The sequence below is a fragment of the Modicisalibacter sp. genome, from assembly GCF_055145905.1.
In genome coordinates, this window is record NZ_JBSREH010000016.1 from 37,124 (window position 1) to 62,736 (window position 25,613).

The 25,613-nt window shown below is 65.0% G+C and carries 24 protein-coding genes; 15 read left to right on the forward strand and 9 right to left on the reverse strand.

Going from position 1 to position 25,613, the window contains the following annotated elements; all coding sequences use genetic code 11:
* The first annotated feature begins 156 nt into the window (after positions 1 to 156).
* The 8 genes from ACTCB7_RS05715 to ihfA all read left to right on the forward strand — a co-directional run bounded on the left by ACTCB7_RS05715 (position 157) and on the right by ihfA (position 8,432).
* Positions 157 to 1,047, forward strand: coding sequence for an OmpA family protein (locus tag ACTCB7_RS05715; protein WP_463005891.1), 891 nt, complete (start codon positions 157 to 159; stop codon positions 1,045 to 1,047).
* Positions 1,048 to 1,395: 348 nt separating this feature from the next.
* On the forward strand, positions 1,396 to 3,294 hold the full coding sequence (gene thrS / locus ACTCB7_RS05720; RefSeq protein WP_463005892.1) for a threonine--tRNA ligase: 1,899 nt from the start codon (positions 1,396 to 1,398) through the stop codon (positions 3,292 to 3,294).
* Between the two features lie 31 nt (positions 3,295 to 3,325).
* Positions 3,326 to 3,865, forward strand: a complete 540-nt coding sequence (gene infC / locus ACTCB7_RS05725; protein ID WP_318010298.1) for a translation initiation factor IF-3 — start codon at positions 3,326 to 3,328, stop codon at positions 3,863 to 3,865.
* Between the two features lie 86 nt (positions 3,866 to 3,951).
* Positions 3,952 to 4,146, forward strand: coding sequence for a 50S ribosomal protein L35 (gene rpmI / locus ACTCB7_RS05730; protein WP_463005893.1), 195 nt, complete (start codon positions 3,952 to 3,954; stop codon positions 4,144 to 4,146).
* 36 nt (positions 4,147 to 4,182) lie between these two features.
* Positions 4,183 to 4,536: a 50S ribosomal protein L20 gene (gene rplT / locus ACTCB7_RS05735; RefSeq protein WP_129138398.1), complete on the forward strand. Its 354-nt coding sequence runs from the start codon at positions 4,183 to 4,185 to the stop codon at positions 4,534 to 4,536.
* A gap of 134 nt (positions 4,537 to 4,670) precedes the next feature.
* On the forward strand, positions 4,671 to 5,690 hold the full coding sequence (gene pheS, locus ACTCB7_RS05740; protein ID WP_463005894.1) for a phenylalanine--tRNA ligase subunit alpha: 1,020 nt from the start codon (positions 4,671 to 4,673) through the stop codon (positions 5,688 to 5,690).
* 26 nt (positions 5,691 to 5,716) lie between these two features.
* Positions 5,717 to 8,101: a phenylalanine--tRNA ligase subunit beta gene (gene pheT, locus ACTCB7_RS05745; RefSeq protein WP_463005895.1), complete on the forward strand. Its 2,385-nt coding sequence runs from the start codon at positions 5,717 to 5,719 to the stop codon at positions 8,099 to 8,101.
* 28 nt (positions 8,102 to 8,129) lie between these two features.
* Positions 8,130 to 8,432, forward strand: a complete 303-nt coding sequence (ihfA, locus tag ACTCB7_RS05750) for an integration host factor subunit alpha (RefSeq protein WP_163648758.1) — start codon at positions 8,130 to 8,132, stop codon at positions 8,430 to 8,432.
* An 82-nt stretch (positions 8,433 to 8,514) separates the two neighbouring features.
* Here the strand turns inward: ihfA and ACTCB7_RS05755 are convergent, their stop codons facing one another.
* Positions 8,515 to 8,826, reverse strand: coding sequence for an SCP2 sterol-binding domain-containing protein (locus ACTCB7_RS05755; RefSeq protein ID WP_463005896.1), 312 nt, complete (start codon positions 8,824 to 8,826; stop codon positions 8,515 to 8,517).
* A 120-nt stretch (positions 8,827 to 8,946) separates the two neighbouring features.
* Here ACTCB7_RS05755 and sohB point away from each other — a divergent pair, with 120 nt between their 5' ends.
* Positions 8,947 to 9,978, forward strand: coding sequence for a protease SohB (gene sohB, locus ACTCB7_RS05760; RefSeq protein ID WP_463005897.1), 1,032 nt, complete (start codon positions 8,947 to 8,949; stop codon positions 9,976 to 9,978).
* A 10-nt stretch (positions 9,979 to 9,988) separates the two neighbouring features.
* On the opposite strand, the gene ACTCB7_RS05765 is transcribed toward sohB, so the two are convergent.
* Positions 9,989 to 10,309, reverse strand: a complete 321-nt coding sequence (locus ACTCB7_RS05765) for an ArsR/SmtB family transcription factor (RefSeq protein WP_463005898.1) — start codon at positions 10,307 to 10,309, stop codon at positions 9,989 to 9,991.
* A 351-nt stretch (positions 10,310 to 10,660) separates the two neighbouring features.
* Here ACTCB7_RS05765 and ACTCB7_RS05770 point away from each other — a divergent pair, with 351 nt between their 5' ends.
* A complete protein-coding gene (locus ACTCB7_RS05770) occupies positions 10,661 to 12,673 on the forward strand; it encodes a propionyl-CoA synthetase (RefSeq protein WP_463005899.1) in 2,013 nt (670 codons plus the stop codon).
* Between the two features lie 36 nt (positions 12,674 to 12,709).
* Here ACTCB7_RS05770 and ACTCB7_RS05775 read toward each other — a convergent pair whose 3' ends face one another.
* Positions 12,710 to 12,916: a DUF2788 domain-containing protein gene (locus ACTCB7_RS05775; protein WP_463005900.1), complete on the reverse strand. Its 207-nt coding sequence runs from the start codon at positions 12,914 to 12,916 to the stop codon at positions 12,710 to 12,712.
* Between the two features lie 129 nt (positions 12,917 to 13,045).
* On the opposite strand from ACTCB7_RS05775, the gene ACTCB7_RS05780 reads away from it, so the two are divergent.
* Complete coding sequence (locus ACTCB7_RS05780) at positions 13,046 to 13,510, forward strand: flavodoxin (protein WP_463005901.1); 465 nt, start codon at positions 13,046 to 13,048, stop codon at positions 13,508 to 13,510.
* Positions 13,511 to 13,520: 10 nt separating this feature from the next.
* Positions 13,521 to 13,895, forward strand: coding sequence for a hypothetical protein (locus tag ACTCB7_RS05785; protein ID WP_463005902.1), 375 nt, complete (start codon positions 13,521 to 13,523; stop codon positions 13,893 to 13,895).
* A gap of 80 nt (positions 13,896 to 13,975) precedes the next feature.
* On the opposite strand, the gene ppnN is transcribed toward ACTCB7_RS05785, so the two are convergent.
* Positions 13,976 to 15,340 carry a nucleotide 5'-monophosphate nucleosidase PpnN gene (ppnN, locus tag ACTCB7_RS05790; protein WP_463005903.1) on the reverse strand — a complete coding sequence of 455 codons (1,365 nt, stop codon included), beginning with the start codon at positions 15,338 to 15,340 and terminating at the stop codon, positions 13,976 to 13,978.
* Between the two features lie 272 nt (positions 15,341 to 15,612).
* Here ppnN and ACTCB7_RS05795 point away from each other — a divergent pair, with 272 nt between their 5' ends.
* Positions 15,613 to 16,530, forward strand: a complete 918-nt coding sequence (locus ACTCB7_RS05795; RefSeq protein WP_224414990.1) for a LysR family transcriptional regulator — start codon at positions 15,613 to 15,615, stop codon at positions 16,528 to 16,530.
* 113 nt (positions 16,531 to 16,643) lie between these two features.
* On the opposite strand, the gene gcvP is transcribed toward ACTCB7_RS05795, so the two are convergent.
* A complete protein-coding gene (gene gcvP, locus ACTCB7_RS05800; protein ID WP_463005904.1) occupies positions 16,644 to 19,538 on the reverse strand; it encodes an aminomethyl-transferring glycine dehydrogenase in 2,895 nt (964 codons plus the stop codon).
* 89 nt (positions 19,539 to 19,627) lie between these two features.
* Complete coding sequence (gene gcvH, locus ACTCB7_RS05805) at positions 19,628 to 20,020, reverse strand: glycine cleavage system protein GcvH (RefSeq protein ID WP_224414988.1); 393 nt, start codon at positions 20,018 to 20,020, stop codon at positions 19,628 to 19,630.
* A 566-nt stretch (positions 20,021 to 20,586) separates the two neighbouring features.
* Here gcvH and ACTCB7_RS05810 point away from each other — a divergent pair.
* Together ACTCB7_RS05810 and gcvT are read left to right on the forward strand one after the other, a co-directional pair.
* Complete coding sequence (locus ACTCB7_RS05810; protein WP_224414987.1) at positions 20,587 to 21,966, forward strand: alanine/glycine:cation symporter family protein; 1,380 nt, start codon at positions 20,587 to 20,589, stop codon at positions 21,964 to 21,966.
* A 37-nt stretch (positions 21,967 to 22,003) separates the two neighbouring features.
* Positions 22,004 to 23,116, forward strand: a complete 1,113-nt coding sequence (gene gcvT / locus ACTCB7_RS05815) for a glycine cleavage system aminomethyltransferase GcvT (RefSeq protein ID WP_224414986.1) — start codon at positions 22,004 to 22,006, stop codon at positions 23,114 to 23,116.
* An 85-nt stretch (positions 23,117 to 23,201) separates the two neighbouring features.
* Here gcvT and ACTCB7_RS05820 read toward each other — a convergent pair whose 3' ends face one another.
* From ACTCB7_RS05820 to ACTCB7_RS05830, 3 genes are read right to left on the reverse strand one after another with little or no spacing between them, the layout of a single operon-like run.
* Positions 23,202 to 23,822, reverse strand: a complete 621-nt coding sequence (locus tag ACTCB7_RS05820) for an alpha-ketoglutarate-dependent dioxygenase AlkB family protein (protein WP_224414985.1) — start codon at positions 23,820 to 23,822, stop codon at positions 23,202 to 23,204.
* Between the two features lie 3 nt (positions 23,823 to 23,825).
* Complete coding sequence (locus tag ACTCB7_RS05825; protein WP_224414984.1) at positions 23,826 to 24,758, reverse strand: LysM peptidoglycan-binding domain-containing protein; 933 nt, start codon at positions 24,756 to 24,758, stop codon at positions 23,826 to 23,828.
* Positions 24,677 to 25,576, reverse strand: a complete 900-nt coding sequence (locus tag ACTCB7_RS05830; protein ID WP_224414983.1) for an acyltransferase — start codon at positions 25,574 to 25,576, stop codon at positions 24,677 to 24,679. The genes ACTCB7_RS05825 and ACTCB7_RS05830 overlap by 82 nt, the downstream gene beginning before the upstream one ends.
* Between the last annotated feature and the right edge of the window lie 37 nt (positions 25,577 to 25,613).

Sequence of the window (25,613 nt, forward strand, 5' to 3'; positions counted from 1 at the left end):
AAAGAGGAAGCGCTGGCCGACTCTGCGGTGCTGTGCTTTCTTTTCAGGGGAATGCGTCGACCAAATCAGCGCGTCCCCGGATTTGGGTTCGCAATGTTTGGAACCCGCCAAGTAACGACACGTTACGCTGAGCGCTGTGTTAAGAAGGAGTCTTACATGAAGAAATCAACGACTGGCTTGCTGCTTGGTTCCGCCCTCGTGATTGGTTTGTCGGGCTGTGCCAGCTCCGGCTCCCAGTCCATGAGTGGCGACACTCAAAAGGATGCCTGGTATCAGTCTCCGTTCGTCTGCGGCCTGGCCGGCGGTTTGATCGGCGGCGGTATCGGCTATGCCTCCAGCAGCGACGCCGACGAGGAAGATGGTGCAGCCATCGGCAGCGTGGCGGGTGCCACGGCCGGCGCGCTCCTGTGTGCCGATTACGGCAGTCAGGCGGCCGACAGTGACGGTGACGGCGTGCCCGACGAGCGTGACCAGTGCCCGAACACTCCGGCCGGTGTTGCCGTGGATGCCGACGGCTGCCCGCTTGATACCGACGGTGACGGTGTGCCGGATTACAAGGACGAGTGTCCGGGAACCCCGGCCGGTGTCGAAGTCGATGCATCCGGTTGTCCGCTGGACTCCGACGGTGACGGCGTCCCCGACTACATGGATCAGTGCCCCGACACCCCGGCGGGTGCCGATGTCAATGCGCTGGGCTGTGAAGCCGACGTGGTGCTGAAGGATGTCAACTTCGAGTTCGACTCCGCGCGCCTGACCTCTCAGGCCGAGTCGATCCTCGATGGCGTGGCCGAGAAGCTGGCCAGCAACCCCAGCGTACGAGTGCGCCTCGAGGGCCATACCGATGCCATCGGCACCGAAGCCTACAACAAGGACCTGTCTCAGCGCCGTGCGAACTCCGTCAAGGATTACCTGGCTTCCCAGGGCATCGCGGCGGATCGCATGAAGGCCATCGGTTATGGTGAATCCCAGCCGATCGCCACCAATGAGACCCCGGCCGGGCGCGCCAAGAACCGTCGCGTCGAGCTGGGCGAGTGGACCCAGCAGTAAGCAGATCGGGTTCGCAACGACCACGTCCGCCACGGCGGGCGTGCGACACGAAAGGGGCGCTTCGGCGCCCCTTTCTGTTGTGACGATCCCCGGCGGCCTGTTTGCCGTCGTCCGGAAACGGGCCATGCGCGCATGAGCGTCTCGGCCGGGGTGGACGCTCGGTACGCCGGCTGCTAATGTCGTTGCCCTTTCGAGTGTCGCTTCCGGCACCGTCCTCATGTCGGGCCGCTCAAGGGCGCCGGGGCCATGATGGCCGGTGGCGATGACTCGACGTATCGCGACTTACACTGACCAACTCCGCGACATGTGATCCCTGGTATGGATCACCACTGCGCTCAAGGATGCCTGATGCCCATCGTGACTCTCCCGGACGGCAGCCAACGCTCGTTCGATGCCCCCCTTACCGTCATGCAGCTCGCCGAATTGATCGGTCCGGGGCTGGCCAAGGCCTGTGTGGCCGGCAAGATCGACGGCGTGCCGGTCGATGCCGCCGACCTGATCGACCATGATGCCGAGGTGGCGATTCTGACCGCCCGGGATCCCGAAGGCCTGGAGGTGATTCGTCATTCCTGCGCCCACCTGATCGGTCATGCGGTCAAGCAGCTTTACCCGGATGCCAAGATGGCGATTGGCCCGGTGATCGACGACGGCTTCTATTACGACATCGACTTCGGACGTTCGGCGACGCCCGAGGATCTCGAGGCGATCGAGAAGCGCATGAAGCAGTTGATCGACAGGGACTACGACGTGGTCCGCGAGTATGTCGATCGTGATCAGGCCATGCTGACCTTCCTGCATCGCGATGAGCCCTACAAGCAGGAGATCGTGCGCGAAATTCCGGAAGGCGAGACGATCCGGCTCTATCACCACGAAGAATACACGGACATGTGTCGCGGCCCGCACGTGCCCAACACGCGGCATCTCAAGGCCTTCAAGCTGACCAAGCTGGCCGGGGCCTACTGGCGTGGCGACGCCAGCAAGCCGATGCTGACGCGCATCTACGGAACGGCCTGGCCCGACAAGAAGCAGCTCAAGGCCTATCTCAAGCGGCTGGAAGAAGCCGAGAAGCGCGACCATCGCAAGCTCGCCCGGAAGATGGACCTCTTCCACCTGCAGGAAGAGGCGCCGGGCATGGTCTTCTGGCATCCCAACGGCTGGACCATGTATCAGGCTCTCGAGCAGTACATGCGTCGCGTGCAGATCGAGAACGGTTACCAGGAGATCAGGACGCCGCAGGTGGTGGACCTGTCACTGTGGAAGAAGTCCGGCCACTGGGGCCACTACTCGGAGCTGATGTTCGCCACCGAGTCCGAGAAGCGCGAGTACGCGGTCAAGCCGATGAACTGCCCGTGCCACGTGCAGGTCTTCAACCAGGGGCTGAAAAGCTACCGGGACCTGCCGCTGCGCCTGGCGGAGTTCGGCAGCTGTCACCGCAACGAGCCGTCGGGCTCCCTGCACGGCCTGATGCGAGTGCGCGGCTTCACCCAGGACGACGCCCACATCTTCTGTACCGAGTCGCAGATCCAGGCCGAGGCGGAGGCGTTCATCGCGCTGACGCTCAAGGTCTACAAGGATCTGGGTTTCGAGGATGTCGAGCTCAAGCTGTCGACGCGTCCCGAGTCCTTCGTCGGCGAGATCGAGGACTGGGAGCGGGCCGAGAAGGGGCTTGCCGAGGCGCTCGACGCCTCCGGGCTCGAGTGGGAGCTGCTGCCCGGCGAAGGCGCCTTCTACGGCCCCAAGATCGAGTTTTCCCTGCGCGACTGCCTGAACCGCGTCTGGCAGTGCGGCACGCTGCAGCTCGATTTCAACCTGCCCGGCCGCCTGGGCGCCCAGTACGTCGACGAGGACGGCTCGCGCAAGACGCCGGTGATGCTCCACCGTGCCATCCTCGGATCCTTCGAGCGCTTTCTGGGGATTCTCATCGAGCACTATGCCGGTGCCATGCCGTTGTGGCTGGCCCCCCAGCAGGCCGTTGTGTTGACGATCACGGATGCACAGCGCGATTATGCGCTCGCCGTGGAGCAGCGCCTGCAGAAAATCGGTCTGCGCGTCAAGGCGGACTTGAGGAACGAGAAGATCGGCTTTAAAATCCGTGAGCATACGCTGCAGAAGGTTCCCTACCTGCTGGTCGTGGGGGACAAGGAAATTGAATCGGATTCAGTCGCCGTTCGTACCCGTAGTGGTGAGGATCTGGGCAGCATCAGGGTCGATGACCTGATCGCCCGACTCGAGGCAGAGCGGGGCTGACGATAACGTTAACCTGAACGGAGACGTAACGATCAAGCGGAACAATCAGCGCGGGCGTCCACAGGACAAGCGCCCTCCCATGAACGACCGCATCCGTGAAGACGAAGTGCGGTTGATCGATAGTGACGGTGAGCAGGTTGGTGTGGTGCCGACCCGTGAAGCGCTCGAGCGCGCCGAAGAGGCTGGCATGGATCTCGTGCAGATTTCCAATGCCGACCCCATCGTCTGTAAAATCATGGATTACGGTAAATTTCTTTTCGAGCAGAAGAAGCAGAAGTCGGCTCAGAAGAAAAAGACCAAGCAGATCCAGGTCAAGGAAGTCAAGTTCCGGCCTGGTACCGACGAGGGCGATTATCAGGTCAAGCTCAAGAACCTGACTCGCTTTCTCGAAGGGGGTGACAAGGGCAAGGTCACCCTGCGATTCCGGGGGCGTGAGATGGCGCACCAGGACATCGGCCGCAAGCTGATGGAACGGATCGCCGCCGACCTCGAGGAACTGGCCAGTGTGGAGTCCTTCCCCAAGATGGAAGGCCGCCAGATGGTCATGATTCTGGCCCCCAAGAAGAAGTGATCCGAGGGCAGTTGAACGGGTGGTCGCGCGGCAAGCGCGGCCATCGGCCACGGATTTTCTAAAGAACCCGAGCGGAGACTTTCTCCATGCCGAAGATCAAGAGCAACAGTGGCGCGGCCAAGCGCTTCAAGAAGACGGCCAACGGCTTCAAGCACAAGCAGTCGTTTCGTAGCCACATCCTGACCAAGAAGTCCACCAAGCGTAAGCGTCAGCTGCGCGGCATGAAGCAGATCCACGACGCCGACAAGGCGCTGATCCGCCGCATGCTGCCCAATCTGTAACGCCTTGGTCGAATTCATTAACGTCAGGAGATTGCCATGACTCGCGTCAAGCGTGGCGTTGTAGCACGCCGCCGTCACAAGAAAATCATGAAGCAGGCCAAGGGCTACTACGGTGCCCGGTCTCGCGTGTTCCGCGTTGCCAAGCAGGCGGTCATCAAGGCAGGCCAGTACGCCTACCGCGACCGTCGTCAGCGCAAGCGCCAGTTCCGTGCGCTGTGGATCTCGCGGATCAATGCCGCGGCCCGTCAGAACGGTCTGTCCTACAGCCGCTTCATCGCCGGCCTCAAGAAGTCCGGCATCGAGATCGACCGCAAGGTCCTGGCCGATCTCGCCGTTCACGAAAAGGCTGCCTTTGCCGCTATCGTCGAGAAGGCCAAGGCTGCCCAGTAAGCGAGATGACCACCGGTAGCCTGTTCGGTTGCCGGTCATGCATCGTGAACGTCACAGGGGAAGAGCAGCCGCTCTTCCCCTGTTTTTTTGGACCCGCATTCCGGGATCCCTGACTCAGAATCGGAGCGTAACGGATGGAGCACCTATCCACTCTGGTCAACGAGGCTCGCCAGGCCATCCAGGCTGCCGAGACGGTCGCAGCGCTGGATGAGGTCCGGGTACGTTATCTGGGCAAGAAGGGCGAGATCACCGCCTTGCTCAAGGGCCTGGGCAAGCTGCCGGCCGAGGAGCGTCCTCGTGCCGGCGAACAGATCAACCAGGCCAAGCAGGCGCTCAGTGCCGACCTCGAGACACGCCGCCAGGCGCTCGAGCAGGCGGCGCTGGAAGCCCGCCTGGCCGAGGAGCGTGTCGATGTCACCCTGCCGGGCCGTGGTTCGGCGACGGGCGGCCTGCACCCGGTGACGCGCACGCTGGAGCGCATCGAGGGTCTGTTTACCCATATCGGCTTCGATGTGGCCGTCGGTCCCGAGATCGAGGACGACTATCACAACTTCGAGGCACTCAATATTCCGGCGCACCATCCGGCGCGCGGCATGGCCGATACCTTCTACTTCGACGCCAGCCGCCTGCTGCGTACCCACACCTCGCCGGTGCAGGTGCGGACCATGGAGAGCCAGGCGCCGCCGATCCGCATCGTGTGCCCGGGGCGCGTCTATCGCAGCGATTCCGACCTGACCCACACACCGATGTTCCACCAGGTCGAAGGGCTTCTGGTGGACGAGGACGTGAGCTTCGCGGACCTCAAGGGCACCATCGAGGACTTCCTGCACGCCTTCTTCGAGCGCGACGACCTGTCGGTGCGCTTCCGGCCGTCGTACTTCCCGTTCACCGAACCCTCCGCGGAAGTGGATATCCAGTGCGTGATGTGCAGCGGCGATGGGTGTCGGGTCTGTTCGCACAGCGGCTGGCTCGAGGTCATGGGCTGCGGCATGGTGCACCCCGAGGTGTTCCGGCACTCCGGCATCGACAGCGAACGCTACAAGGGCTTTGCCTTCGGCATGGGCGCCGAACGCCTGGCCATGTTGCGCTACGGCGTGAACGACCTGCGGCTGTTCTTCGAGAATGACCTGCGCTTTCTGCGCCAGTTTGCCTGAGCGACACAAGGAGACGGGATCTCAAGATGAAATTTTCCGAACAATGGCTGCGTGAGTGGGTTTCGCCGGCCCTGTCGACCCAGGCGCTGGCCGACCAGATCACCATGGCGGGCCTCGAGGTGGATGCCGTCGAGCGCGTGGCGAGCGATTTCAACGGAGTTGTGGTTGCCGAAGTGATCAGCCGCGAGCCGCACCCCGATGCCGACAAGCTGAACGTCTGCCGTGTCGATGATGGTTCCGGCGAGCCGGTGCAGGTGGTCTGCGGTGCCCCCAACGTCGCCGCCGGCCAGAAGGTGCCGTTCGCCCGTGTGGGGGCGGTGCTGCCGGGCGACTTCAAGATCAAGAAGGCCAAGCTGCGGGGCGTTGAGTCGCGCGGGATGATCTGCTCGGCCTCCGAGCTGGGGCTGGAGGAGGAAACCTCCCCGGGGATCCTCGAGCTGCCGACTTCCGCGCCGACCGGCGAGGACTTTCGGGCGTGGCTGTCGCTCGACGACCACACCATCGAGATCGACCTGACGCCCAATCGGGGCGACTGCCTGAGTCTCAAGGGGGTGGCGCGGGAGGTCGGCGTGCTCAATCGCATGGCCGTCGACTCGCCGGCGATCGTCGAGCAGCCGGCCGTCTGCGAGGACACCTTCCCGGTGGCGGTCAGCGCCCCCGAGGCCTGTCCGCGCTATGTCGGCCGGGTGGTGCGCGGCGTCGCCGTCGGTGCGGAAACGCCGCTGTGGATGGTCGAGCGACTGCGTCGCAGCGGGGTGCGCTCGATCAGTGTCATCGTCGACATCACCAACTATGTGATGCTCGAACTGGGACAGCCGATGCACGCCTTCGATCTGGCCGAGCTGTCACGGACGATCGAGGTACGTTACGCCCGCGAGGGAGAGACCCTGGTACTGCTCGACGGCCAGGAGATTGCGCTGCGCCCCGACACCCTGGTGATCGCCGATGCCGACAAGCCGCTGGCCATGGCCGGCATCATGGGCGGTGAGCATTCCGGCGTGAGCGATTCGACCCGCGACGTCTTCCTCGAGTCGGCCTTCTTCACGCCCCTGGCGGTAGCCGGCAAGGCGCGCTCCTACGGTCTGCACACCGACTCCTCGCATCGCTTCGAACGCGGTGTCGATCCGGCGCTGACCTGGCAGGCGATCGAACGCGCCACCGAGCTGCTGACCCGCATCGCCGGCGGTCGGCCCGGGCCGGTCAGCGAGACGGCAAGTCCCGATCACCTGCCCACCGAGCGCCGGGTCCGGCTGCGTGCCGAGCGAATCGAGCAGTGCCTGAATCTGGCTCTGCCCGGTGAGGAGGTCGTCGAGATCCTCGACCGGCTGGGGATGCCGGCGGTGGTCGAAACACCGGGTGTCTGGCAGGTCAGCGTGCCCAGCTGGCGCTTTGATGTGGCCATCGAGGAGGACCTGATCGAGGAGCTGGCGCGCATTCATGGCTACAATCGTCTGCCGGCTCGACGGCCGCCGGTTCGCCTGGGGCTGAGCGCTGACAATGAAGCACGACAGCCGCTGGCACGGCTGCGGCGTCAGCTGGTGGCCCGCGACTTTCAGGAAGCCATCACCTACAGCTTCGTGGCCCCTGATCTGCAGGCTCTGCTGGCGCCCGACGTCACGGCACCGCGTCTGGCCAACCCCATCTCCAGCGACATGTCGGTGATGCGGGCCAGTCTGTTCCCGGGACTGGTCAAGGTGCTGATGCACAATCTCAACCGCCAGCAGAGCCGGGTGCGGCTGTTCGAGGCGGGGCTGGTCTTCCGCGGCGAGCTCGATGCGCTCGAGCAGGTGCCCATGCTGGGCGCGCTGGTCGCCGGTCCGCGCAGTCCCGAAGGCTGGGCGGGGGGCCGTGATGCGGTGGACTTCTTCGATCTCAAGGGGGATCTGGAAAGCCTTTTCGCCTTGAGCGGCAGCGAGCACGACTGGCGCTTCGAGCCGGCGCTGCATCCGGCGCTGCATCCGGGCCAGACGGCGCGCATCCTGCATGACGGCCATCCGGTCGGCTGGATCGGTGCGCTGCACCCCGGCGTCCGCCGTGAACTGGGCATCAAGACCGAAACCTTCGTGTTCGAGGTCGAGCAGACAGCGCTGCTCAAGGGCCGGCTGCCGCGTTTCACGCCGCTGTCGCGTTTCCCCGAGGTGCGCCGCGACCTGGCGCTGGTGGTGGAAGCGACGGTGCCGGTCCAGGCGTTGCTCGATACGCTGCGCGAGCAGGCCGGCGAATGGCTGACCGACCTGCATCTGTTCGACGTCTATCAGGGCAAGGGCGTGGCCGACGGCTACAAGAGCCTGGCCCTGGGCTTGACCTGGCAGCATCCTTCGCGCACGCTGAATGATGAGGAAATCAATCAGTTAGTCGAGGCGATCGTTGCCGAGTCGAAGCATCGCTTCGGTGCCGAGCTGCGCGGCTGATGTCGTCATCCTGCACGAGGGAGTGATCATGGGGGCGTTGACCAAGGCGGAACTGGCCGAACATCTGCATGCCGAGCTGGGCGTGTCCAAGCGTGAAGCCAAGTCGATGGTGGAAGCGTTCTTCGAGGAGATTCGTGGCTGTCTGCGCGAGAACGAACAGGTCAAGCTGTCGGGGTTCGGCAACTTTGATCTGCGCGACAAGCGCGAGCGTCCCGGTCGCAATCCCAAGACGGGCGAGGAGATTCCCATTTCGGCGCGCCGTGTGGTCACGTTCCGCCCGGGGCAGAAGCTCAAGGCGCGAGTCGAGAGCTACGACGGGCCCCATGACTGAGCACATGCCGAACTGACGGACGAGACGCAAAGGGCCCCACCTTGACGGTGGGGCCCTTGTCGTAGCGAAAGCGGAAATGGGCTCAGGGAAACAGCTGGGAAAGGCGGGTGGCCAGCATGATGTTGCCGGAAGCCTTGAGGCGACCGGACATGAAGGCCTGCATGCCGCTGAGCTCGCCGCTCATGACATCCTTGAGCGTTGCGCTGTCAGTGCTCAGTGTGACGGAGGGATCGTCGTGTTCACCGGACTGGATATCCAGCGTGCCATCCTGAACCGTCAGATAATAATCGTCGGCATCGCTGATGTGGAACTGAAAGGTTTCGTCCATGCCCTGGGCGGCCTGAGAGTCGAAACGGGACCGTAGCATGTCGATGACGCGGGAGGCGTTGCTCATGAAGACTTCCTGATCTGGGCAATGACGTCCCTGTAGCGTATTTAAAACAAGTGTTTGAATCAAGCGTGGCGTTGCGGAAGACATGTCGCGACGGCGCTGCTGCCCGAGGAGGTGACGAGCGTGAACGAGTGGATTGCACACTATGGGTTGTTCCTGGCCAAGATAGCGACGCTGGCGGTTGCGGTACTGGCCGTACTGGCGGTGGCGTCCCGTTGGCGTGGCGGTGACTCGGAGCGCTCCCGGCTGCGGGTCGAGGAATGGAACGCGCGCTACCGCTCACGGCAGCGCAAGCTGCGTCTGGCCGCCCTCGACAAGAAAGCGCGGCGAGCGGCGCTCAAGGCGTTCAAGCGCGAGGACAAGCGGCGTCCCGAGGCGGCGGATTCGGCCGCGGCCGGACGTGTCTGGGTCATCGATTTTCATGGCGACATCAAGGCGTCGGGTACCCGGCGGCTGGCCGAGGAAGTGTCGTTGCTCCTCGAGAGCGCGGAGCAGGGCGATGAAGTGGTCGTGCGTCTGGAATCCGGCGGTGGTCTCGTGCATGCCTACGGACTGGCCGCCGCCGAACTGGACCGCCTGCGTGACGCCGGGTTGCGGACCACGGTGTGTGTCGACAAGGTGGCGGCGAGCGGCGGCTACATGATGGCGTGCTGCGCCGACCGGTTGCAGGCGGCTCCGTTCGCCGTACTGGGGTCGATCGGGGTGGTGGCCCAGCTGCCCAACCTGCATCGCCTGCTCAAGCGTCACGATATCGATGTCGAGCTGCTCACGGCCGGCCGTTACAAGCGCACCCTGACGGTGTTCGGCGAGAATACCGAGGAGGGGCGCGAGAAGTTCGTCGAAGATCTGGAAAACACCCACGCGCTGTTCAAGGCGTTCGTGGCCGAGCGGCGTCCGGCCCTGGATATCGAGGCTATCGCCACCGGCGAGATCTGGTACGGCCGTCAGGCTCTGGAGAACGGACTGATCGATGCCGTGACCACCAGCGAGGCCTATCTGCTCGAGCGCATGCGCGAGACCCGGGTCTTCCATATCGCTCTCGAGCAGCGTCGCGGCCTGGCCGAGCGACTGGGCATGGGCGTGTCGCAGGGCGTCGAGCGTGGGGTCCAGCGGCTCTATGAAGTGCTCGAGGCGAGCCGCTGGCAGCGTCGCTGACGGCGTGGAGTCAGCGGCCGGTGAACAGGCCGGCGAGGGTTTCCACCAGGGCTCGCGCGTGATTGCCGTGCAGCGAATAATAGATGGTCTGGGAGGCGCGTCGCGTGTTGACCAGACCTTCCCGACGCAGGATGGCCAGGTGCTGCGACAGGGCAGACTGGCTCAGGGACAGGCGCTTGTTGAGTTCCGAGACCGACAGCTCCGTGTCGTCGAGCAGGCACAGGATGCGCAGCCGGTTCTCGTTGGCCATGGCCTTGAGCAGGTTGGTGGCGTTGGCGATCGCCGGACTGTCGGGATCGAGCAGCCGGGCGGCTGACTGACGAGTGCTCATTGGGGATCTCCTGGGATAACGGGCCACGCGTTCGATGCGTGGTTCGGGCCGCGTTTTATGGTTGTTGTCGTCGGCGGCGTCTGCCGGGCGATGCATTATTGTTCCATGGCAGGCTCGACGGCGGGATGGACCATCGGTGCGCTTGTGCCCGGCAGTGGCGCGTCTGCCTTCATTACTGATTTAGTGAATTGTCATTCACGCTGCAAATGTCCGACAGTCATTGATTTAACGAAAAATCATCGGAAAGTGTTTCGGCGGCATTAACAGACCGCCTGGGTGTCGACAATGTTTTCATCGAAACCGGTGCCAGGGCCTGTCTTTCCGTAAGCGAGGCGGTTTTTAGCCGATGGTATGAAGGTAAACGCTGGAGGCTGTTCTAGAGTGTCAACAATCGGCGGGCTTTGTGGCCTGCCGGGCCGACAACAATTCTCTCGACACGGCAGGAACTCCATGAGCGCGTATCAGGCCGAATACCAGCGATCGATCGAGCAACCGGAAGCCTTCTGGGCGGAGCAGGCGCAGCGAATTCCCTGGTTCACGCCACCCGAGCGCATTCTCGAATACGACGAGCACGGGCATGCGCGCTGGTATGGGGACGGCGTGCTCAACACCTGTCATGTGGCCATCGACCACCATGTCGAGAGCGGGCGGGGCGAGCAGCCGGCGATCCACTGGGATTCGCCGGTCAGCCGGTCGCGGCGGACGCTGAGCTACCGTGAGCTGCGCGATGAGGTTGCGCGCTGTGCCGGGGCGCTGCGTGATCTGGGGGTCGAGAAGGGGGATCGGGTGGTGATCTACATGCCCATGGTGCCCGAGGCGCTGATCGCCATGTACGCTTGTGCCCGGCTGGGGGCGGTGCACTCCGTGGTCTTCGGCGGTTTCGCGCCCCATGAGCTGGCGGTGCGCATTGACGATGCACAGCCGCGCGTGGTCATCGCCGCGTCCTGCGGTATCGAGTTCGAACGGGTGGTGCCCTACAAGCCGATCCTCGATGCCGCCCTGGCGCAGAGCACGCACCGGCCGGATGCCTGCGTGATTCTCCAGCGGCCGTCGCTGAAGGCCGAGATGGGGGCGATCGATCACGACTGGGCGGAGGTGGTGGGGCAGGCGCAGCCGGCCCCCTGCGTGCCCGTGGCGGCGACCGATCCACTCTATATCCTGTATACCTCCGGGACCACGGGCAAGCCGAAGGGGGTGGTGCGCGATCACGGCGGCCATGCCGTGGCGCTGCACTACTCGATGAAACGTGTCTACGGCATGACCCCCGGCGAGGTGTTCTTCTCCGCCTCTGACGTGGGCTGGGTCGTGGGGCATTCCTACATCGTCTATGCGCCGCTGATCTACGGCTGCACGACGCTGGTCTACGAGGGCAAGCCGGTGCGCACCCCCGACGCGGGCGCCTTCTGGCGGCTGATCGAAACCTACAGGGTCAACGTCTTCTTCACGGCGCCGACGGCCTTCCGGGCGATCAAGAAGGAAGACCCGGATGGACGACACCTGCCACAGTACGACATCAGCAGCCTGCGGACGCTGTTTCTGGCCGGCGAGCGACTCGACCCGCCGACCTTCTACTGGCTGGAAGGGCTGCTCGATGTGCCGGTGATCGACCACTGGTGGCAGACCGAAACCGGCTGGCCGATCGCCGCCAACCTGCAGGGGCTCGAACCCATGCCGACCAAGGCGGGGTCGGCCACCATGCCGGTGCCGGGCTATGCCGTAGCGGTGCTGGACCCCCACGGCGAGCCCGCGGCTCCCGGCGAGCAGGGCAGCGTGGTCATTCGCGAACCGATGCCGCCCGGCTGCCTGGCGGGTATCTGGCGGGACCCGCAACGCTTCCAGCGCGCCTACCTGTCCACCTTCCCCGGCTGCTATCTGACCGGGGACGGCGGCTACTTCGATGAAGAGGGCTATCTGTTCATCATGGGGCGCACCGACGACGTCATCAATGTCGCCGGCCATCGCCTGTCCACCGGCGAGATGGAGGAAGTCGTCGGTGAGCATCCGGCAGTGGCCGAATGCGCGGTCATCGGCATCCAGGACCCGATAAAGGGCCAGGTGCCGATTGCACTGGTAATTCCCAAGGATGGTTACGATGGCGATGACGAGGCGCTGGAAGCGGCCCTGGGCGAGCGGGTGCGCGAGCGCATCGGGGCCATCGCCAGTCTGCGTCAGGTGCTGGTGGTGTCGCGGCTGCCCAAGACCCGCTCCGGCAAGATCCTGCGCAAGCTGCTGCGCAACATCGCCGACGGCGAGCGCTACGGCGTGCCCTCGACCATCGACGATCCGGCGAGCCTGCAGGATGTTCACGAAGCGATGATCGCCCGTGACGTCGGTCAGGCTGATCAGGCGCACCCCGCGGATTGAGCTGCTCCTCGGGCGTCAGGAGGGCGGCGGTGCTTGCTATGGGCCGGCGCCCTCGATCAATCCGGCTATCACCGTCTTGACAAGAAAGGCGCCCATCCCGGCTCCCAGAACCACGAACAGCATCACGGTCCCCAGTCGGCCGGCCTGCGAACGGCGAGCCAGGTCCCAGATGATGAAGCCCATGAACAGCATCAGGCCGCCGATCATTACCGGGGTGACCCAGGCTTCGAAAACACGTGTCATGCCCTGTTCTCCCGTGGCCAAAAGGCCAGTATAACCCGATGCCGGGGCACGCAGGCGGCGGTGTTCGCCCTGCCGTCGATGCCGGTTTCATGGTAGTATCCGAGCAAATTTCTCAAGCAAGTCGCGGACATGCCTACGCTGAAGATCTTTGTCGGTACCGTGTACGGCGGTGCCCTGGATGTTGCCGAACAGGTCAAGCCCCTTTTCGAGGACGCCGGTTACAGCGTTACCGTGCTGGAGCAGCCGACGCTGGAGGACCTGGTGGACCCGCTGCCGGATCTGGCGCTGTTCTGTGTATCCACCACCGGTAGCGGCGATCTGCCCGGCAACCTGACGCCGTTCGCCCGGGCGCTGCAGGAGCGTCACCCGGTGCTGACCGAGCTGCGCTACGGCCTGATTGCGCTGGGTGACAGTTCCTACGGCGACACCTACTGCGGCGGCGGCCGCCAGCTCGATGCTCTGCTCGAGGACCACGGCGCCCGCCGTCTCGGCGAGCGCCTGGAGGTTGACGCCATGGAAACCTTCATGGCCGATGACGAGGCGCTGCCCTGGGCCGAGCGGTGGATCGACGAACAGGCGCTGCGTCAGGCTTGAGGAGCGAATCGTGAAGCAACGGGTGATGACGCCGGAGCGCGTCAGTGTGCTGGTCGGCGTTGTGGTTGCGATGCTGGCCAATCTGCCGCGTTATCTGACGGCACCGGGGCAGTCGGAACGTGCCATGCTGCTGGGCGTGGCACTGGGGGTGGTGGCCATCGTGGCGCTGCTGTCGTGGCGGCTGCTCGATGCCGCAGCGCGTCAGCGCCTGCCGGGCCTGTTCAGGCGGCTGGGAGTGGCGCTGGCGGTGGGGCTGGTTGCGGTGGCTCTGCTGCAGTGGAGCCAGGGTGGCATCGAGCGCTGGCTGTGGCTGTCACATGGCACCACGCTGGGCTTGCTGGGGTACGCCATTCTCGTGGGGTGGCGTCGCCGCGCGCGGTCCTGAGTCGCGAGGTGTGCTCGTGAGTGCAGCGCCCCGGCCGTTCGGCCGGGGCGCTGTCGTTTTCACGGGGCGTCAGGTTGCGGTCAGGTGAGGGTGTAGCAGGGGACGTAGTCACTACCCGGCAGCTTCATGCGGCCCTGGTCGACGAAGGATCCCAGCAGGGCGTCCAGACGCTGCATCAGTGTTTCCTCAGCATGCAGGCGGAACGGCCCGCGGGCCTCGATGGCCCGGATGCCGGGTTCCTTGACGTTGCCGGCGACGATGCCCGAGAAGGCGCGCCGCAGGTTGGCGGCCAGTTCGTGGACGGGCTGCTGGCGGTGCAGTGCCAGGCCGGCCATGGCTTCATGGGTGGGCTCGAAGGGTTGCTGGAAGTCCGGCTGCACGTTCAGGCGCCAGTTGAAGTAGAAGGCGTCGTGGTGGGCGCGGCGGAACTCGGTGACTTCGTCGATGCCTTCACGCATGGCGCGGGCCACGCCGACCGGATCGTCGATCAGGATGCGGTAGCGCCGGCCGACGGCCTCGCCCAGCGTGTAACGCAGGAACTCGTCGATGCGCTTGAAATAGTCGGCGGCGCTCGAGGGGCCGGTCAGGATCACCGGGAAGGGGGTGTCAGCGTTGGCCGGGTGCAGCAGGATGCCCAGCAGGTAGAGAATCTCCTCGGCGGTGCCCACGCCGCCGGGGAATACGATGATGCCGTGCCCGACCCGCACGAAGGCCTCGAGGCGTTTCTCGATGTCGGGCATCACCACCAGTTCGTTGACGATGGGGTTGGGCGATTCGGCCGCGATGATGCCGGGCTCGGAGATGCCCAGGTAACGGCCCTGCCGACGGCGCTGCTTGGCATGCGCCACGTTGGCACCCTTCATCGGCCCCTTCATGGCCCCCGGGCCGCAGCCGGTGCAGATGTCTAGGTCCCGTAGGCCCAGGTGGTAGCCCACGTCCTTGGTATAGTCGTACTCTTCGCGCGAGATGGAGTGCCCGCCCCAGCAGACCACCAGGCTGGGTTCCCGCGATGACTTGAGAGCGCCGGCGTTACGCAGGATATGAAAGACGGCGTTGGTGGTGCCTTCGCCGGTGGACAGGTCGAAGCGCGGCTGCTGCTGAATCTCATTGTAGACGTAGACGATGTCGCGCAGCACTGCGGAGAGATGCTCGCGGATGCCGCGGATCATGCGCCCGTCGACGAAGGCGTCGGCCGGGGCGTTGATCAGCCGCAGACGGATACCGCGGTCCTGCTGCAGCACCTCGATATCGAAGTCGTGGAAGGCTTCCATGACCGCCAGCCCGTCATCGGTGACCGAGCCGCAATTGAGCACCGCGAGGGCACAGCGCCGGAGCAGGTCGTGCAGGCCGTTGGCGGAGGTGTCGCGCAGTCGGTTGACCTCCTGCTGCGAGAGGACCTCGAGGCTGCCTTCGGGAGATATCGTGGTGGAGATTGTTTCGGGCATTGAAGGGTCCTTGTCATGCCATCGTCAAGCGTCGGGCCGCACCATCCGAGCGGCGGCGGCTCCTGCGGGCCGTGTTCGTCCAGCCGGCCATTGAATTCGATGCTAACACGCCGCCGAACTCCCCGCAGCGCTGCGGGAGGCGCGCATTTTTGGTAAGCTTTTCCCGGCATCCCGGTCGACGACATCCCGGTCGAATCCGGAGGTGACGATGGCGTCGTCGTCGAGGCCGCGCCACCCGGCCCATGAATCCCCTCTGAGTGGACTGCCGTTTCATGTTCAATGCCCAGTACTTTCGCACGTTCATCACGCTGGTGGAGACCGGCAGCTTCACGCATACGGCGCGTCGGCTCGACATGACCCAACCGGGGGTCAGCCAGCATATCCGCAAGCTCGAGAAGTATCTCGGCAAGCCGTTGCTCAACCGTCATGGTCGGCGTTTCACCCTCACCGAAGCCGGCCGCCGAGCCTATGACTACGCGGTTCGGCTGTTCGCCGAACACGAGCATTTTCGCCATTCGCTGGACAATGAATCCCTGCATTCCGGCGAATGCCGGGTCGCCTCGCCGGGCAGTGTCGGCTTGATGTTCTATCCCTTTCTGCTGGGCTATCAGCAGATGCATCCCGGCCTGACGATCAACTACAGCTTCGCCTTCAATCACGAGATCGTGCAGGACGTGCTGGCCGGGCGTTACGACCTGGGCGTCGTCACGGATGTGGTCAAGCATCCGGACCTGAGTTACGAACCCTGGCATCAGGAGCCATTGTGTCTGGTGGTGCCGGCCGACTTCGCCGGCACGTCCCTGCAGGAGTTGATGGCGCTGGGCTTCATGAATTACTCGGACGGCCTGAACAACGCCGGACAGTTGCTGCGTGCCAATTTTGCCGGTGAGTTCCGGTCCATGAGCCATTTTCCCCGTCAGGGATTCACCAACGAGGTGGCCATGGTGCTGGATGCCGTGGCGCGCGGGCTGGGCTTCACGGTGGTCTCGCGGCTGGTGCTCGAGACCTCGCCCTGGCAGCGCCAGGTCAAGGCGCTGACCCTGCCCAATCAGGTCTACGAGTCGCTGTATATCGTCACCCAGTCGGGCAGCGAGCTGCCGCGTCGCTACCAGCAGCTGCTCGATGACTTTCGCGAGGAGCGGCGCAACACGCTCTACGGGCTGGTCGAGGAGCCGGGTTTCGACACCTGAGTGGCGAGCGGTTCGGGCAATGCCCGGCCGTCCGGATTCCGGTCGGTCCCTGAACGAAACGGCCCCGCCATGAGCGGGGCCGTTGTCGTCTGCGGCGTCACCCGCGATGCCGGTCAGTCACGATAGGCATCGATGCTCGGGCAGGAGCAGATCAGGTTGCGATCACCGAAGACGTTGTCCACCCGGTTGACTGCCGGCCAGACCTTGGCGGCCTTGACGGCGTCCGAGGGGAAGGCGCCCATTTCGCGATCGTAGGGGCGCTCCCAGGCGGCGTCCATCAGGTCGGCCATGGTGTGCGGTGCATTGACCAGCGGGTTGTTGTCCAGCGGCCACTCGCCGGCTTCCACGCGGCGAATTTCCTCGCGGATCGCGATCATGGCGTCGCAGAAGCGGTCGATCTCGAAGCGCGACTCCGACTCGGTGGGCTCGATCATCAGGGTGCCCGGCACCGGGAAGGACATGGTCGGCGCGTGAAAGCCGTAGTCCATCAGGCGCTTGGCGATATCCTCTTCGCTGATGCCGGAGTCGGCCTTGAGCGGGCGGATGTCGATGATGCACTCGTGGGCCACGGTGCCGTTGACGCCGCGGTACAGCACCGGGTAGTGCGCCTCCAGGCGCCGGGCGATGTAGTTGGCATTGAGAATCGCCAGCTCGGTTGCCTCGCGCAGGCCGCGTGCGCCCATCATCTTGATGTAGGCCCAGGAGATCGGCAGGATCGAGGCGCTGCCGAAGGCCGCCGCCGAGACCGCACCGCTGTCCTCGCGCACGCCCGGCAGCGGCGTGACCACATGGTTGGACACGAAGGGCGCCAGATGCGCCTTGACGCCGATCGGTCCCATGCCCGGACCGCCGCCACCGTGGGGGATGCAGAAGGTCTTGTGCAGGTTGAGGTGCGAGACGTCGCCGCCGAAGTCGCCGGGGCGGGTGATGCCCACCTGGGCGTTCATGTTGGCGCCGTCGATGTACACCTGGCCGCCGTGATCATGAACGATCCGGCACACCTCGCGCACGGTTTCCTCGAAGACCCCGTGGGTGGAGGGGTAGGTGATCATGATCGCCGACAGCTGCTCGCTGTGCTGCTCGGCCTTGGTGCGCAGGTCGTCGATGTCGATGTTGCCGCGCTCGTCGCACTCCACCACCACGACCTTCATGTGGGCCATGGCCGCCGAGGCGGGATTGGTACCGTGGGCCGAGCTGGGAATCAGGCAGATGTCGCGATGCCCCTGGCCCTGGGCGGCCTGATAGCGGCGGATGGCCACCAGGCCGGCATATTCGCCCTGGGCGCCGGAGTTGGGCTGCATCGAGATATGGTCATAGCCGGTGATCTCGACCAGAAAGGCGCTCAGCTCGTCGATCATCTGCTTGTAGCCGACCGCCTGGTCGCTCGGCGCGAACGGGTGAATGTTCGCGAACTCCGGCCAGGTGATGGGGATCATCTCGCTGGTCGCGTTGAGCTTCATGGTGCATGAGCCCAGCGGAATCATCGCGTGGGTCAGCGACAGGTCGCGATTCTCCAGGCGCTTGAGGTAGCGAAGCATCTCGGTTTCGCTGCGATAGCGCGTGAAGTTGGGGTGCGTCAGGTAGGCCGACTCGCGGGTCTGGCCTTCGGGGATGCCGCCGAGGTTTTCGGCGATGACCGCATCATCCAGTGCACTGACCGACAGGTCGTGCTCTTCGCCCAGCAGGACATCGAACAGTACCGCCACGTCGGCCGGGGTGGTGGTCTCGTCGAGACTGACGCCCACGCGGCCGTCCGCATGGAAGCGCAGGTTGACCTCGTGGGTCAGGGCACGGCCGTGGATCTTGCCGGCATCGACGCCGGTCAGGGTCAGGGTGTCGAACCAGCTGGTGTTCTCCAGGGCGACGCCCTTGCGACGCAGTCCCTCGGCCAGAATGGAGGTCAGGCGGTGAATCCGCGTGGCGATGGTGCGGATGCCCTCAGCGCCGTGATAGACCGCATAGAAGCCGGCGATGTTGGCCAGCAGGGCCTGGGCGGTGCAGATGTTGGAGGTCGCCTTCTCGCGGCGGATGTGCTGTTCGCGGGTCTGCATCGCCATGCGCAGCGCCGTGTTGCCGCGGCTGTCCTTGGAGACACCGATGATGCGGCCGGGAATCGAGCGCTTGAGCTTGTCGGTGGTGGCGAAGAAGGCGGCGTGCGGTCCGCCGAAGCCCATCGGCACCCCGAAACGCTGGGAGTTGCCGAGCACGATGTCGGCACCCAGGGCACCCGGCTCCTTGAGCAGGGCCAGGCTCATCAGGTCCGCCGCCACGCAGGTCATGGCACGCCGCTCGGTCGCCTGGCCAATCAGTCGGCCAAGGTCGTGAACGCGACCGGTGTTGCCCGGGTACTGGAACAGGGCGCCGAACACGTCATGGTCGGCGACACGTTCGGCGGCGTCGACCACCAGCTCGATATCCAGATAGGCGGCGCGGGTGCGCAGCACGTCGAGCGTCTGCGGGAAGACGTCGTCGGCGACGAAGAAACGATCGCTCTTGACCTTCTTGTTGGCGCGGTGACACAGCGCCATGGCTTCCGCGGCGGCGGTGGCCTCGTCGAGCAGCGACGCATTGGCCAGGGCCATGCCGGTGAGGTCCATGACCATCTGCTGGAAGTTCAGCAGCCCCTCCAGACGACCCTGGGCGATCTCGGGCTGATAGGGCGTGTAGGCGGTGTACCAGCCCGGATTCTCGAGCACATTGCGCAGGATGACCGCCGGCGTGTGCGTGTTGTAGTAGCCCTGGCCGATGTAGGTCTTGAAGACCTTGTTCTGGCGTGCCAGGCGCTTGAGGTAATCGAGTGCCTCGGCCTCGCCGCGTGGCGGGTCCAGGTCGAGCTCGCGTCCCAGGCGGATGCCGGCCGGAATGGTCTTGTCGATCAGCGCCTGCATGGTGTCGGCACCGAGGGTTGCCAGCATGGCTTCGACGTCGGTGGCGTCGGGGCCGTTGTGACGATGGACGAACGCATCATGGCCGGCCAGTTCGGCCAGGCGACGATTGTCTGTAGACATGGAACACCCTGGAAGTGACGGGGCGGTCAGGCCCGTGTGGAATCGGTCGGTGGCGCCGGCGGCACGTGCCGCCGGCATGCCGGTACTGCTCAGTCTTCGGCGTCGGCGATGGCCGCGTAGGCGTCGGCGTCCAGCAGCGACTCGAGCGAGGTGGCGTCGCTGGGCTTGATCCTGGCGATCCAGCCGTCCTCGTAGGGGGACTCGTTGACGGTTTCCGGGGCGTCCTCGAGGGCCTCGTTGACGGCCAGGACTTCGCCGGCGAGCGGGGCATACAGGTCGGAGGCGGCCTTGACCGACTCGATCACGCCGAACTCCTCGTCGGCTTCCAGCTCGCGACCGACTTCCGGCAGTTCCACGAAGACCACGTCGCCGAGCGCTTCCTGGGCGTGATCGGTGATGCCGATGGTGACAGTGCCGTCACCGTTGTCGAGGATCCATTCGTGGCTCTTGGTGTAGCGCAGGTTGGCGGGAATGTTGCTCATGATTTTTCCTATACGAAAAAAGGTTTTCTCTCGGGGAAATCGTAGCGCGATTCTGCCTCAATGACGACCGTCTTGCCATCCTTGAGCGTCAACGCAGTGAGACAGGAGGCGCGCATCAGCCTGACCGTGGAAACAGAGTGGCCAGAAACGCGGGCGCCGTCCAGTCCGCGTGCGCCCCTAACGCGATCCTGCGCGGGACGGGCGGCAGCGGGTCTCGGGCTTTCGGCGATTTTACGGGCTATCCTGCCACTTGAGTGGCGCAGAGAACGTGCTCTCGTGCTTGAGTTGAGGCGGTCGTCTGGGTATGGTGGCGCGAGTTTCGTAAAAGAAACAAGTTTCTCCGCGGGCATGGCAGCATGCCATGCTGATCCCGGGCGCGATATCACGGCTTTTTCGTTCAAGCGGATTCGAGGGCAGTTTTTCCTAAGGTCTACTGGAGCCGGCATGGTGGGTTCCGCTAAGGTACGCGGTTCGACGCCATCCGACGGTGGTCCGGTTCGAGAGTCGGGTGGTACGAATCCATGCACCTGGGTGCATAACAACAATCCGCAAGTGGGAGACAAGACGTGGAAACGTTGACGAATCTATTGAGCGCAATCGAGGGGGTCGTCTGGGGGCCCCTGATGCTGGTGCTGTTGCTTGGCGTGGGGCTCTATCTCCAGGCCGGCCTCAAGGTAATGCCGATCCGCAAGCTGGGTACCGGCTTCAAGCTGCTCTGGCAGGGACGCAGCACGGCCAAGGGCGAGGAAAGCGAGGGTGAGGTTTCACCGTTCAACGCCCTGATGACCTCGCTGTCGGCGACCATCGGCACGGGCAACATCGCCGGTGTGGCCACGGCGATCTTCCTGGGCGGCCCGGGCGCGGTCTTCTGGATGTGGATCACTGCCCTGGTCGGGATGGCCACCAAGTTTTCCGAGGCCGTGCTGGCGGTGCGCTACCGTGAAGTCGATGAGGCCGGTGACCACGTCGGTGGTCCGATGTATTACATCCGCAACGGCCTGGGCAAGAAGTGGGCCTGGCTGGGTGGTCTGTTCGCGTTCTTCGGCGCCGTGGCCGCCTTCGGCATCGGCAACACCGTGCAGTCCAACTCGGTGGCCGACGGCCTGGGCGAATCGATCAACATGCCGCACTGGCTGACCGGCATCGTGATCATGGTGCTGGCCGGCGCGGTGATTCTCGGCGGTATCAAGCGTATCGCCAAGGTGGCGGGCAAGCTGGTGCCGATCATGGCGATCGCCTATTTCGCCTGCGGCGTGCTGGTGCTGATCATCAATGCCGACCAGATCGGCTCGGCGCTCGGCCTGATCTTCGGTCATGCCTTCTCGCCGGCATCCGCGGCGGGCGGCTTCGCCGGTGCAGCCGTGGCCAAGGCCATCCAGTTCGGTGTCGCGCGCGGGGTCTTCTCCAACGAGGCCGGCCTGGGCAGCGCGCCGATCGCGCATGCCGCTGCGCAGACCAAGAACCCGGTACGCCAGGGCCTGGTGGCGATGCTCGGCACCTTCCTGGATACCATCGTGGTGTGCTCGATCACCGCGCTGGCGATTCTCACCACCAACGACTGGACATCCGGCGAAACCGGTGCGGCCCTGACCTCCATGGCCTTCGACAGCACCCTGCCCGGCGTGGGTCAGTACGTGGTGTCGTTCGCCCTGGCGGTGTTCGCCTTCACCACCATTCTCGGTTGGGCGTTCTACGGCGAGAAGTGCTTCGAGTACCTTTTCGGCGTGCGCTCGATCAAGCTGTATCGCGTCGTCTATATCCTCGCCATCCTGGCGGGTGCCGTGGCGCCGCTCAACTTCGTCTGGCTGATGGCCAGCGTCTTCAATGCCATGATGGCGATTCCCAACCTGATTGCACTGGCCCTGCTGTCTCCGGTGGTCTTCAAGCTCACCAAGGACTACTTCGAGGGCAAGACGGTGCTGCCGGGTGAGGATCTGAATCGCTGATGTCTTTCGTTCCGATGACTCAGGGTGGAGCAACCCCATGACCGAACTCAATCGTACCCCCTTGCACGATCTGCACCTCGAACTGGGCGGCAAGATGGTCGAATTCGCCGGCTATCACATGCCCGTTCAGTACCCGCTCGGGGTGAAGAAGGAACACGAACATACCCGTGCCGAGTGCGGCTTGTTCGATGTCTCGCACATGGGGCAGGTCGTGGTGCGTGGGCCGGAACCGGCCCGTGCTCTTGAAAGCCTGGTGTGTGCCGATATCGTCGGCCTCGAGGCGGGGGCACAGCGCTACGCCCTGTTCACCGGAACCGAAGGCGGCATTCTCGACGACCTGATGGTGGTCAACGCGGGCGACCATCTCTATCTGGTGGTCAACGCGGCCTGCAAGGCGCAGGACATCGCGCACCTGCGTACCGGACTGGGTGGCGAGTACAGCGTCGAGGAGCTCGACCGCGGCCTGCTGGCCCTGCAGGGGCCGAAGGCCGCGGCGGTGATGGCGCGGCTGTGCCCGGCCGCCTGCGAACTGGTCTTCATGCAGCATGGCCGTTTCGAGATCGACGGCATGTCGGTATGGGTCAGCCGCAGCGGTTACACCGGCGAGGATGGGTTCGAGATCTCGGTGGCCGCCGAGGACGCCGACCGCCTGGCGCGGCAGCTACTGGCGGAAGCCGAGGTCGAGCCCATCGGTCTCGGTGCCCGGGACTCGCTGCGTCTCGAGGCGGGGCTGTGCCTGTACGGCCACGACATCGACCAGACCACCACGCCCATCGAGGCCGGTCTGATCTGGGCGATCGGCAAGGCACGCCGCACGGGCGGGGAGCGCGAGGCCGGCTTCATTGGCGCCGATATCATCCTGCACCAGCTCCAGGCACGGGATCATCGCCGCAAGCGGGTCGGCCTGCTGGGCGAAGGGCGTGCCCCGGTGCGCGAAGGCGTCGAGCTGTTCGACGAGGCCGGTCATTCCTTCGGCCACGTCACCTCGGGCGGCTTCGGGCCCAGCGTGGGCAAGCCCGTGGCCATGGGCTATGTCGCCATCGAGGCCGCGGAGGTCGGCAATGTGGTCTATGCCGAGGTGCGTGGCAAGCGTCTGCCGATGACCGTCAGCAAGATGCCTTTCGTGACGCCCGGCTACTATCGGGGGTAACGGGATTATACCGTTATCTTGTCTGTCGACAAGACAGTGAGATACGAGGCCGCTTCCCTGGAAGCGGCCTTTTTCTGTCGAGTGTTCAGGACTCGTTCAGCATCACATGCCGGAAGGTCAGGCTGATGCGAAGACCGGGAATGGCGCGTGGCAGCAGGGCGTGCTGAAGTCGGGACTGGAGCCCGGCACCCATCATCAGCAGGCTGCCGTGGGGCAGCGCCACATTGAAGGGCGCGTGCGCTCCATCGCGCCAGCGAAAGCGCAGCGGGCGTTCGGCACCCAGGCTGACGGCGGCAATCACCGGGTCCGGGCCCAGTTCGGGCTCGTCGTCGGCGTGCCAGCCCATGCGCTGTCGGCCGTCCCGATAGCGGTTGAGCAGCACGCTGTTGAAGGTGACGCCGGGCAGCTGCCGGGAAACCAGAGACGCCACGTGATCGCGCAGGGTCAGCACGGCCGGGTGCCAGGGGGCCGGAGAGAAACGCCGGCCGGAATAGCGATAGCGGGCTTCGGCGTCGCCCATCCAGCACTGGGCGCGGGGGATCGGGTGGCGACGCCCGTACAGGGTCAGCGTCGGCGTCTCCCAGGGAATCTCGCGATCGAGCTGGTCGAGCAGGCTGTCGCGGCGGGGCGCTTCCAGTGCTTCATCGAGGCGCCACAGTGGTGGCGAGGCGAGCAGGGTCTGCCAGACGGGCGTTGCTGGAGACATGAATCAGCGCAGCACCTTGTCAGGGTTGATGGGCTTGCCGCCGTGGCGCACGTCGAATAGCAGGTCGTAGCGGCCGGTGACGTCGTTGTGGCTGACGGTGCAGATGGGGGAGCCCTGCTTGACCGCCTGGCCTTCCTTGACACGCAGCTTGCCGCACAGGGCGTAGACGCTCTGCAGATTGCCGGCGTGGTGGACGATCACTACCTTGCCCAGCTGGCGCATGCTGTTGGCGAAGCGCACGTCGCCGTCGGCGACCGCATGCGCGGTTTCCCCCTGACGCGCCGCCAGCAGCATGGGCTGCAGGGTGCCGCGCTTGTCGCGGCCGAAGCGGCGGACGATACGATAGTCATCCAGTGGCCAGGGCCAGGCCTGGCGCTGCTTGATTGGTCCCGGATCAGGCAGCGAGCGAGCGGGAGTCGATTTCTTGTGGGTGACCCGAGGCGGCGTCCGGCGAGGGGCGCTCCCTTTCAAGGGGACCTTGACGACCTGGCCGACACGCAGATCGCTGGGGTGAAGACCGGGGTTGGCGGCGTCGATGCGGCCGGCGGTGGTGCCGAAGTAGCGGGCGATACCGACATAGGTATCCCCGGGGCGCACCTGGTAACGGTAGGGCCCGCCGCCGGGGGCGCGCTCGCGATGGCTGGGTACCAGGATGCGCTGGCCGACGCGCAGGTTGCGGGCCTGGACCCCCGGATTGAAACGCTCCAGGCGTACCAGCGGCACGCCGGCCTGACGGGCGATGGCCCCCAGCGTGTCGCCGGGGCGGATGGTGACCCAGTTGCCGGCCATGACCCTGCTGTAGCCGTTGCTGACGTACGGCGAACCGGCACAGCCGGCCAGCAGCAGGAGCAGTATCAGGGGGCCGAGGTGGCGCAGGCCGGTGGTGCCGACGGCTCCAGCCGACGATCCTTTTCCTGCCACAGTGCATTCAGCCATCGTTGGAAGCGTTCCTTGTACTCCGGATCCTGATGGTAGTCTCCCTCGCGCATCCAGTCGGGCAGGGAGCGACGCTGGACATCCAGTCTGACCGGCCCTTCGCGGCCGCACAGGAAGTCCCAGAAGGTCGGACGCTCCCGGGCGTAGGCCAGGGTCACGTCGAGAATCCCGCTGAGCCGGTTGCCCAGCAGGTTGACCACCTGGGCACAGCCGCCGGCCTTGGGGCGCAGCAGATGGGCATAGGGGCTTTGCTGGGCACGCTGTTTCCTGGCCGTGAAGCGGGTGCCCTCGACGAAGTTGTAGATCGCCATGGGCATCTGCCGGGCCTGTTCGCACAGCCGCTGTGTTGCCTCGCGATCCCGCCGCGCCAGCGCCGGGTTGCGGGCGAGGGCGTCACGGGAATAACGGCGCATGAAGGGGAACTCGAGCGCCCACCAGGCCAGGCCGATCACCGGTACCCAGATCAGTTCACGCTTGAGGAAGAAGCGTGGCATGGGGATGCGGCGATGCAGCGCCATCTGCAGCAGGAAGATGTCCGTCCAGCTGCGATGATTGGCGATGACCAGCCACCATTGATCGGGCGACAGGCCCTCGGGCAGGTGGACCTCCAGGGACGGGCGCAGCCAGCGACGCATCCACCAGAGGTTGGTGCCGATCCAGGCCAGGGCGATGCGGTTCAATCCCCCCAGCACGCGCCGCCGCAGACGCCGCGAGGGGGTGACGAGCTTGACCAGCGCCAGGGCATAGAGCGGCACGCACCAGAAGAGCGTGCCGGTGATGAGCAGCAAGAGGCTGACGAGTCCCTTGAGGGTCGACATGCCATTCTCCGTCAATGACTTGCCGACCATGCTACTG

Coding starts and splice junctions, on each gene's coding strand:
- ACTCB7_RS05715 (WP_463005891.1), top strand. CDS start 157: ATGAAGAAATCAACGACTGGCTTGCTGCTTGGTTCCGCCCTCGTGATT.
- thrS (WP_463005892.1), top strand. CDS start 1,396: ATGCCCATCGTGACTCTCCCGGACGGCAGCCAACGCTCGTTCGATGCC.
- rpmI (WP_463005893.1), top strand. CDS start 3,952: ATGCCGAAGATCAAGAGCAACAGTGGCGCGGCCAAGCGCTTCAAGAAG.
- rplT (WP_129138398.1), top strand. CDS start 4,183: ATGACTCGCGTCAAGCGTGGCGTTGTAGCACGCCGCCGTCACAAGAAA.
- pheS (WP_463005894.1), top strand. CDS start 4,671: ATGGAGCACCTATCCACTCTGGTCAACGAGGCTCGCCAGGCCATCCAG.
- pheT (WP_463005895.1), top strand. CDS start 5,717: ATGAAATTTTCCGAACAATGGCTGCGTGAGTGGGTTTCGCCGGCCCTG.
- ihfA (WP_163648758.1), top strand. CDS start 8,130: ATGGGGGCGTTGACCAAGGCGGAACTGGCCGAACATCTGCATGCCGAG.
- ACTCB7_RS05755 (WP_463005896.1), bottom strand. CDS start 8,826: ATGAGCAACGCCTCCCGCGTCATCGACATGCTACGGTCCCGTTTCGAC.
- ACTCB7_RS05765 (WP_463005898.1), bottom strand. CDS start 10,309: ATGAGCACTCGTCAGTCAGCCGCCCGGCTGCTCGATCCCGACAGTCCG.
- ACTCB7_RS05770 (WP_463005899.1), top strand. CDS start 10,661: ATGAAGGTAAACGCTGGAGGCTGTTCTAGAGTGTCAACAATCGGCGGG.
- ACTCB7_RS05775 (WP_463005900.1), bottom strand. CDS start 12,916: ATGACACGTGTTTTCGAAGCCTGGGTCACCCCGGTAATGATCGGCGGC.
- ACTCB7_RS05780 (WP_463005901.1), top strand. CDS start 13,046: ATGCCTACGCTGAAGATCTTTGTCGGTACCGTGTACGGCGGTGCCCTG.
- ppnN (WP_463005903.1), bottom strand. CDS start 15,340: ATGCCCGAAACAATCTCCACCACGATATCTCCCGAAGGCAGCCTCGAG.
- ACTCB7_RS05795 (WP_224414990.1), top strand. CDS start 15,613: ATGTTCAATGCCCAGTACTTTCGCACGTTCATCACGCTGGTGGAGACC.
- gcvP (WP_463005904.1), bottom strand. CDS start 19,538: ATGTCTACAGACAATCGTCGCCTGGCCGAACTGGCCGGCCATGATGCG.
- gcvH (WP_224414988.1), bottom strand. CDS start 20,020: ATGAGCAACATTCCCGCCAACCTGCGCTACACCAAGAGCCACGAATGG.
- gcvT (WP_224414986.1), top strand. CDS start 22,004: ATGACCGAACTCAATCGTACCCCCTTGCACGATCTGCACCTCGAACTG.
- ACTCB7_RS05820 (WP_224414985.1), bottom strand. CDS start 23,822: ATGTCTCCAGCAACGCCCGTCTGGCAGACCCTGCTCGCCTCGCCACCA.
- ACTCB7_RS05825 (WP_224414984.1), bottom strand. CDS start 24,758: ATGGCTGAATGCACTGTGGCAGGAAAAGGATCGTCGGCTGGAGCCGTC.
- ACTCB7_RS05830 (WP_224414983.1), bottom strand. CDS start 25,576: ATGTCGACCCTCAAGGGACTCGTCAGCCTCTTGCTGCTCATCACCGGC.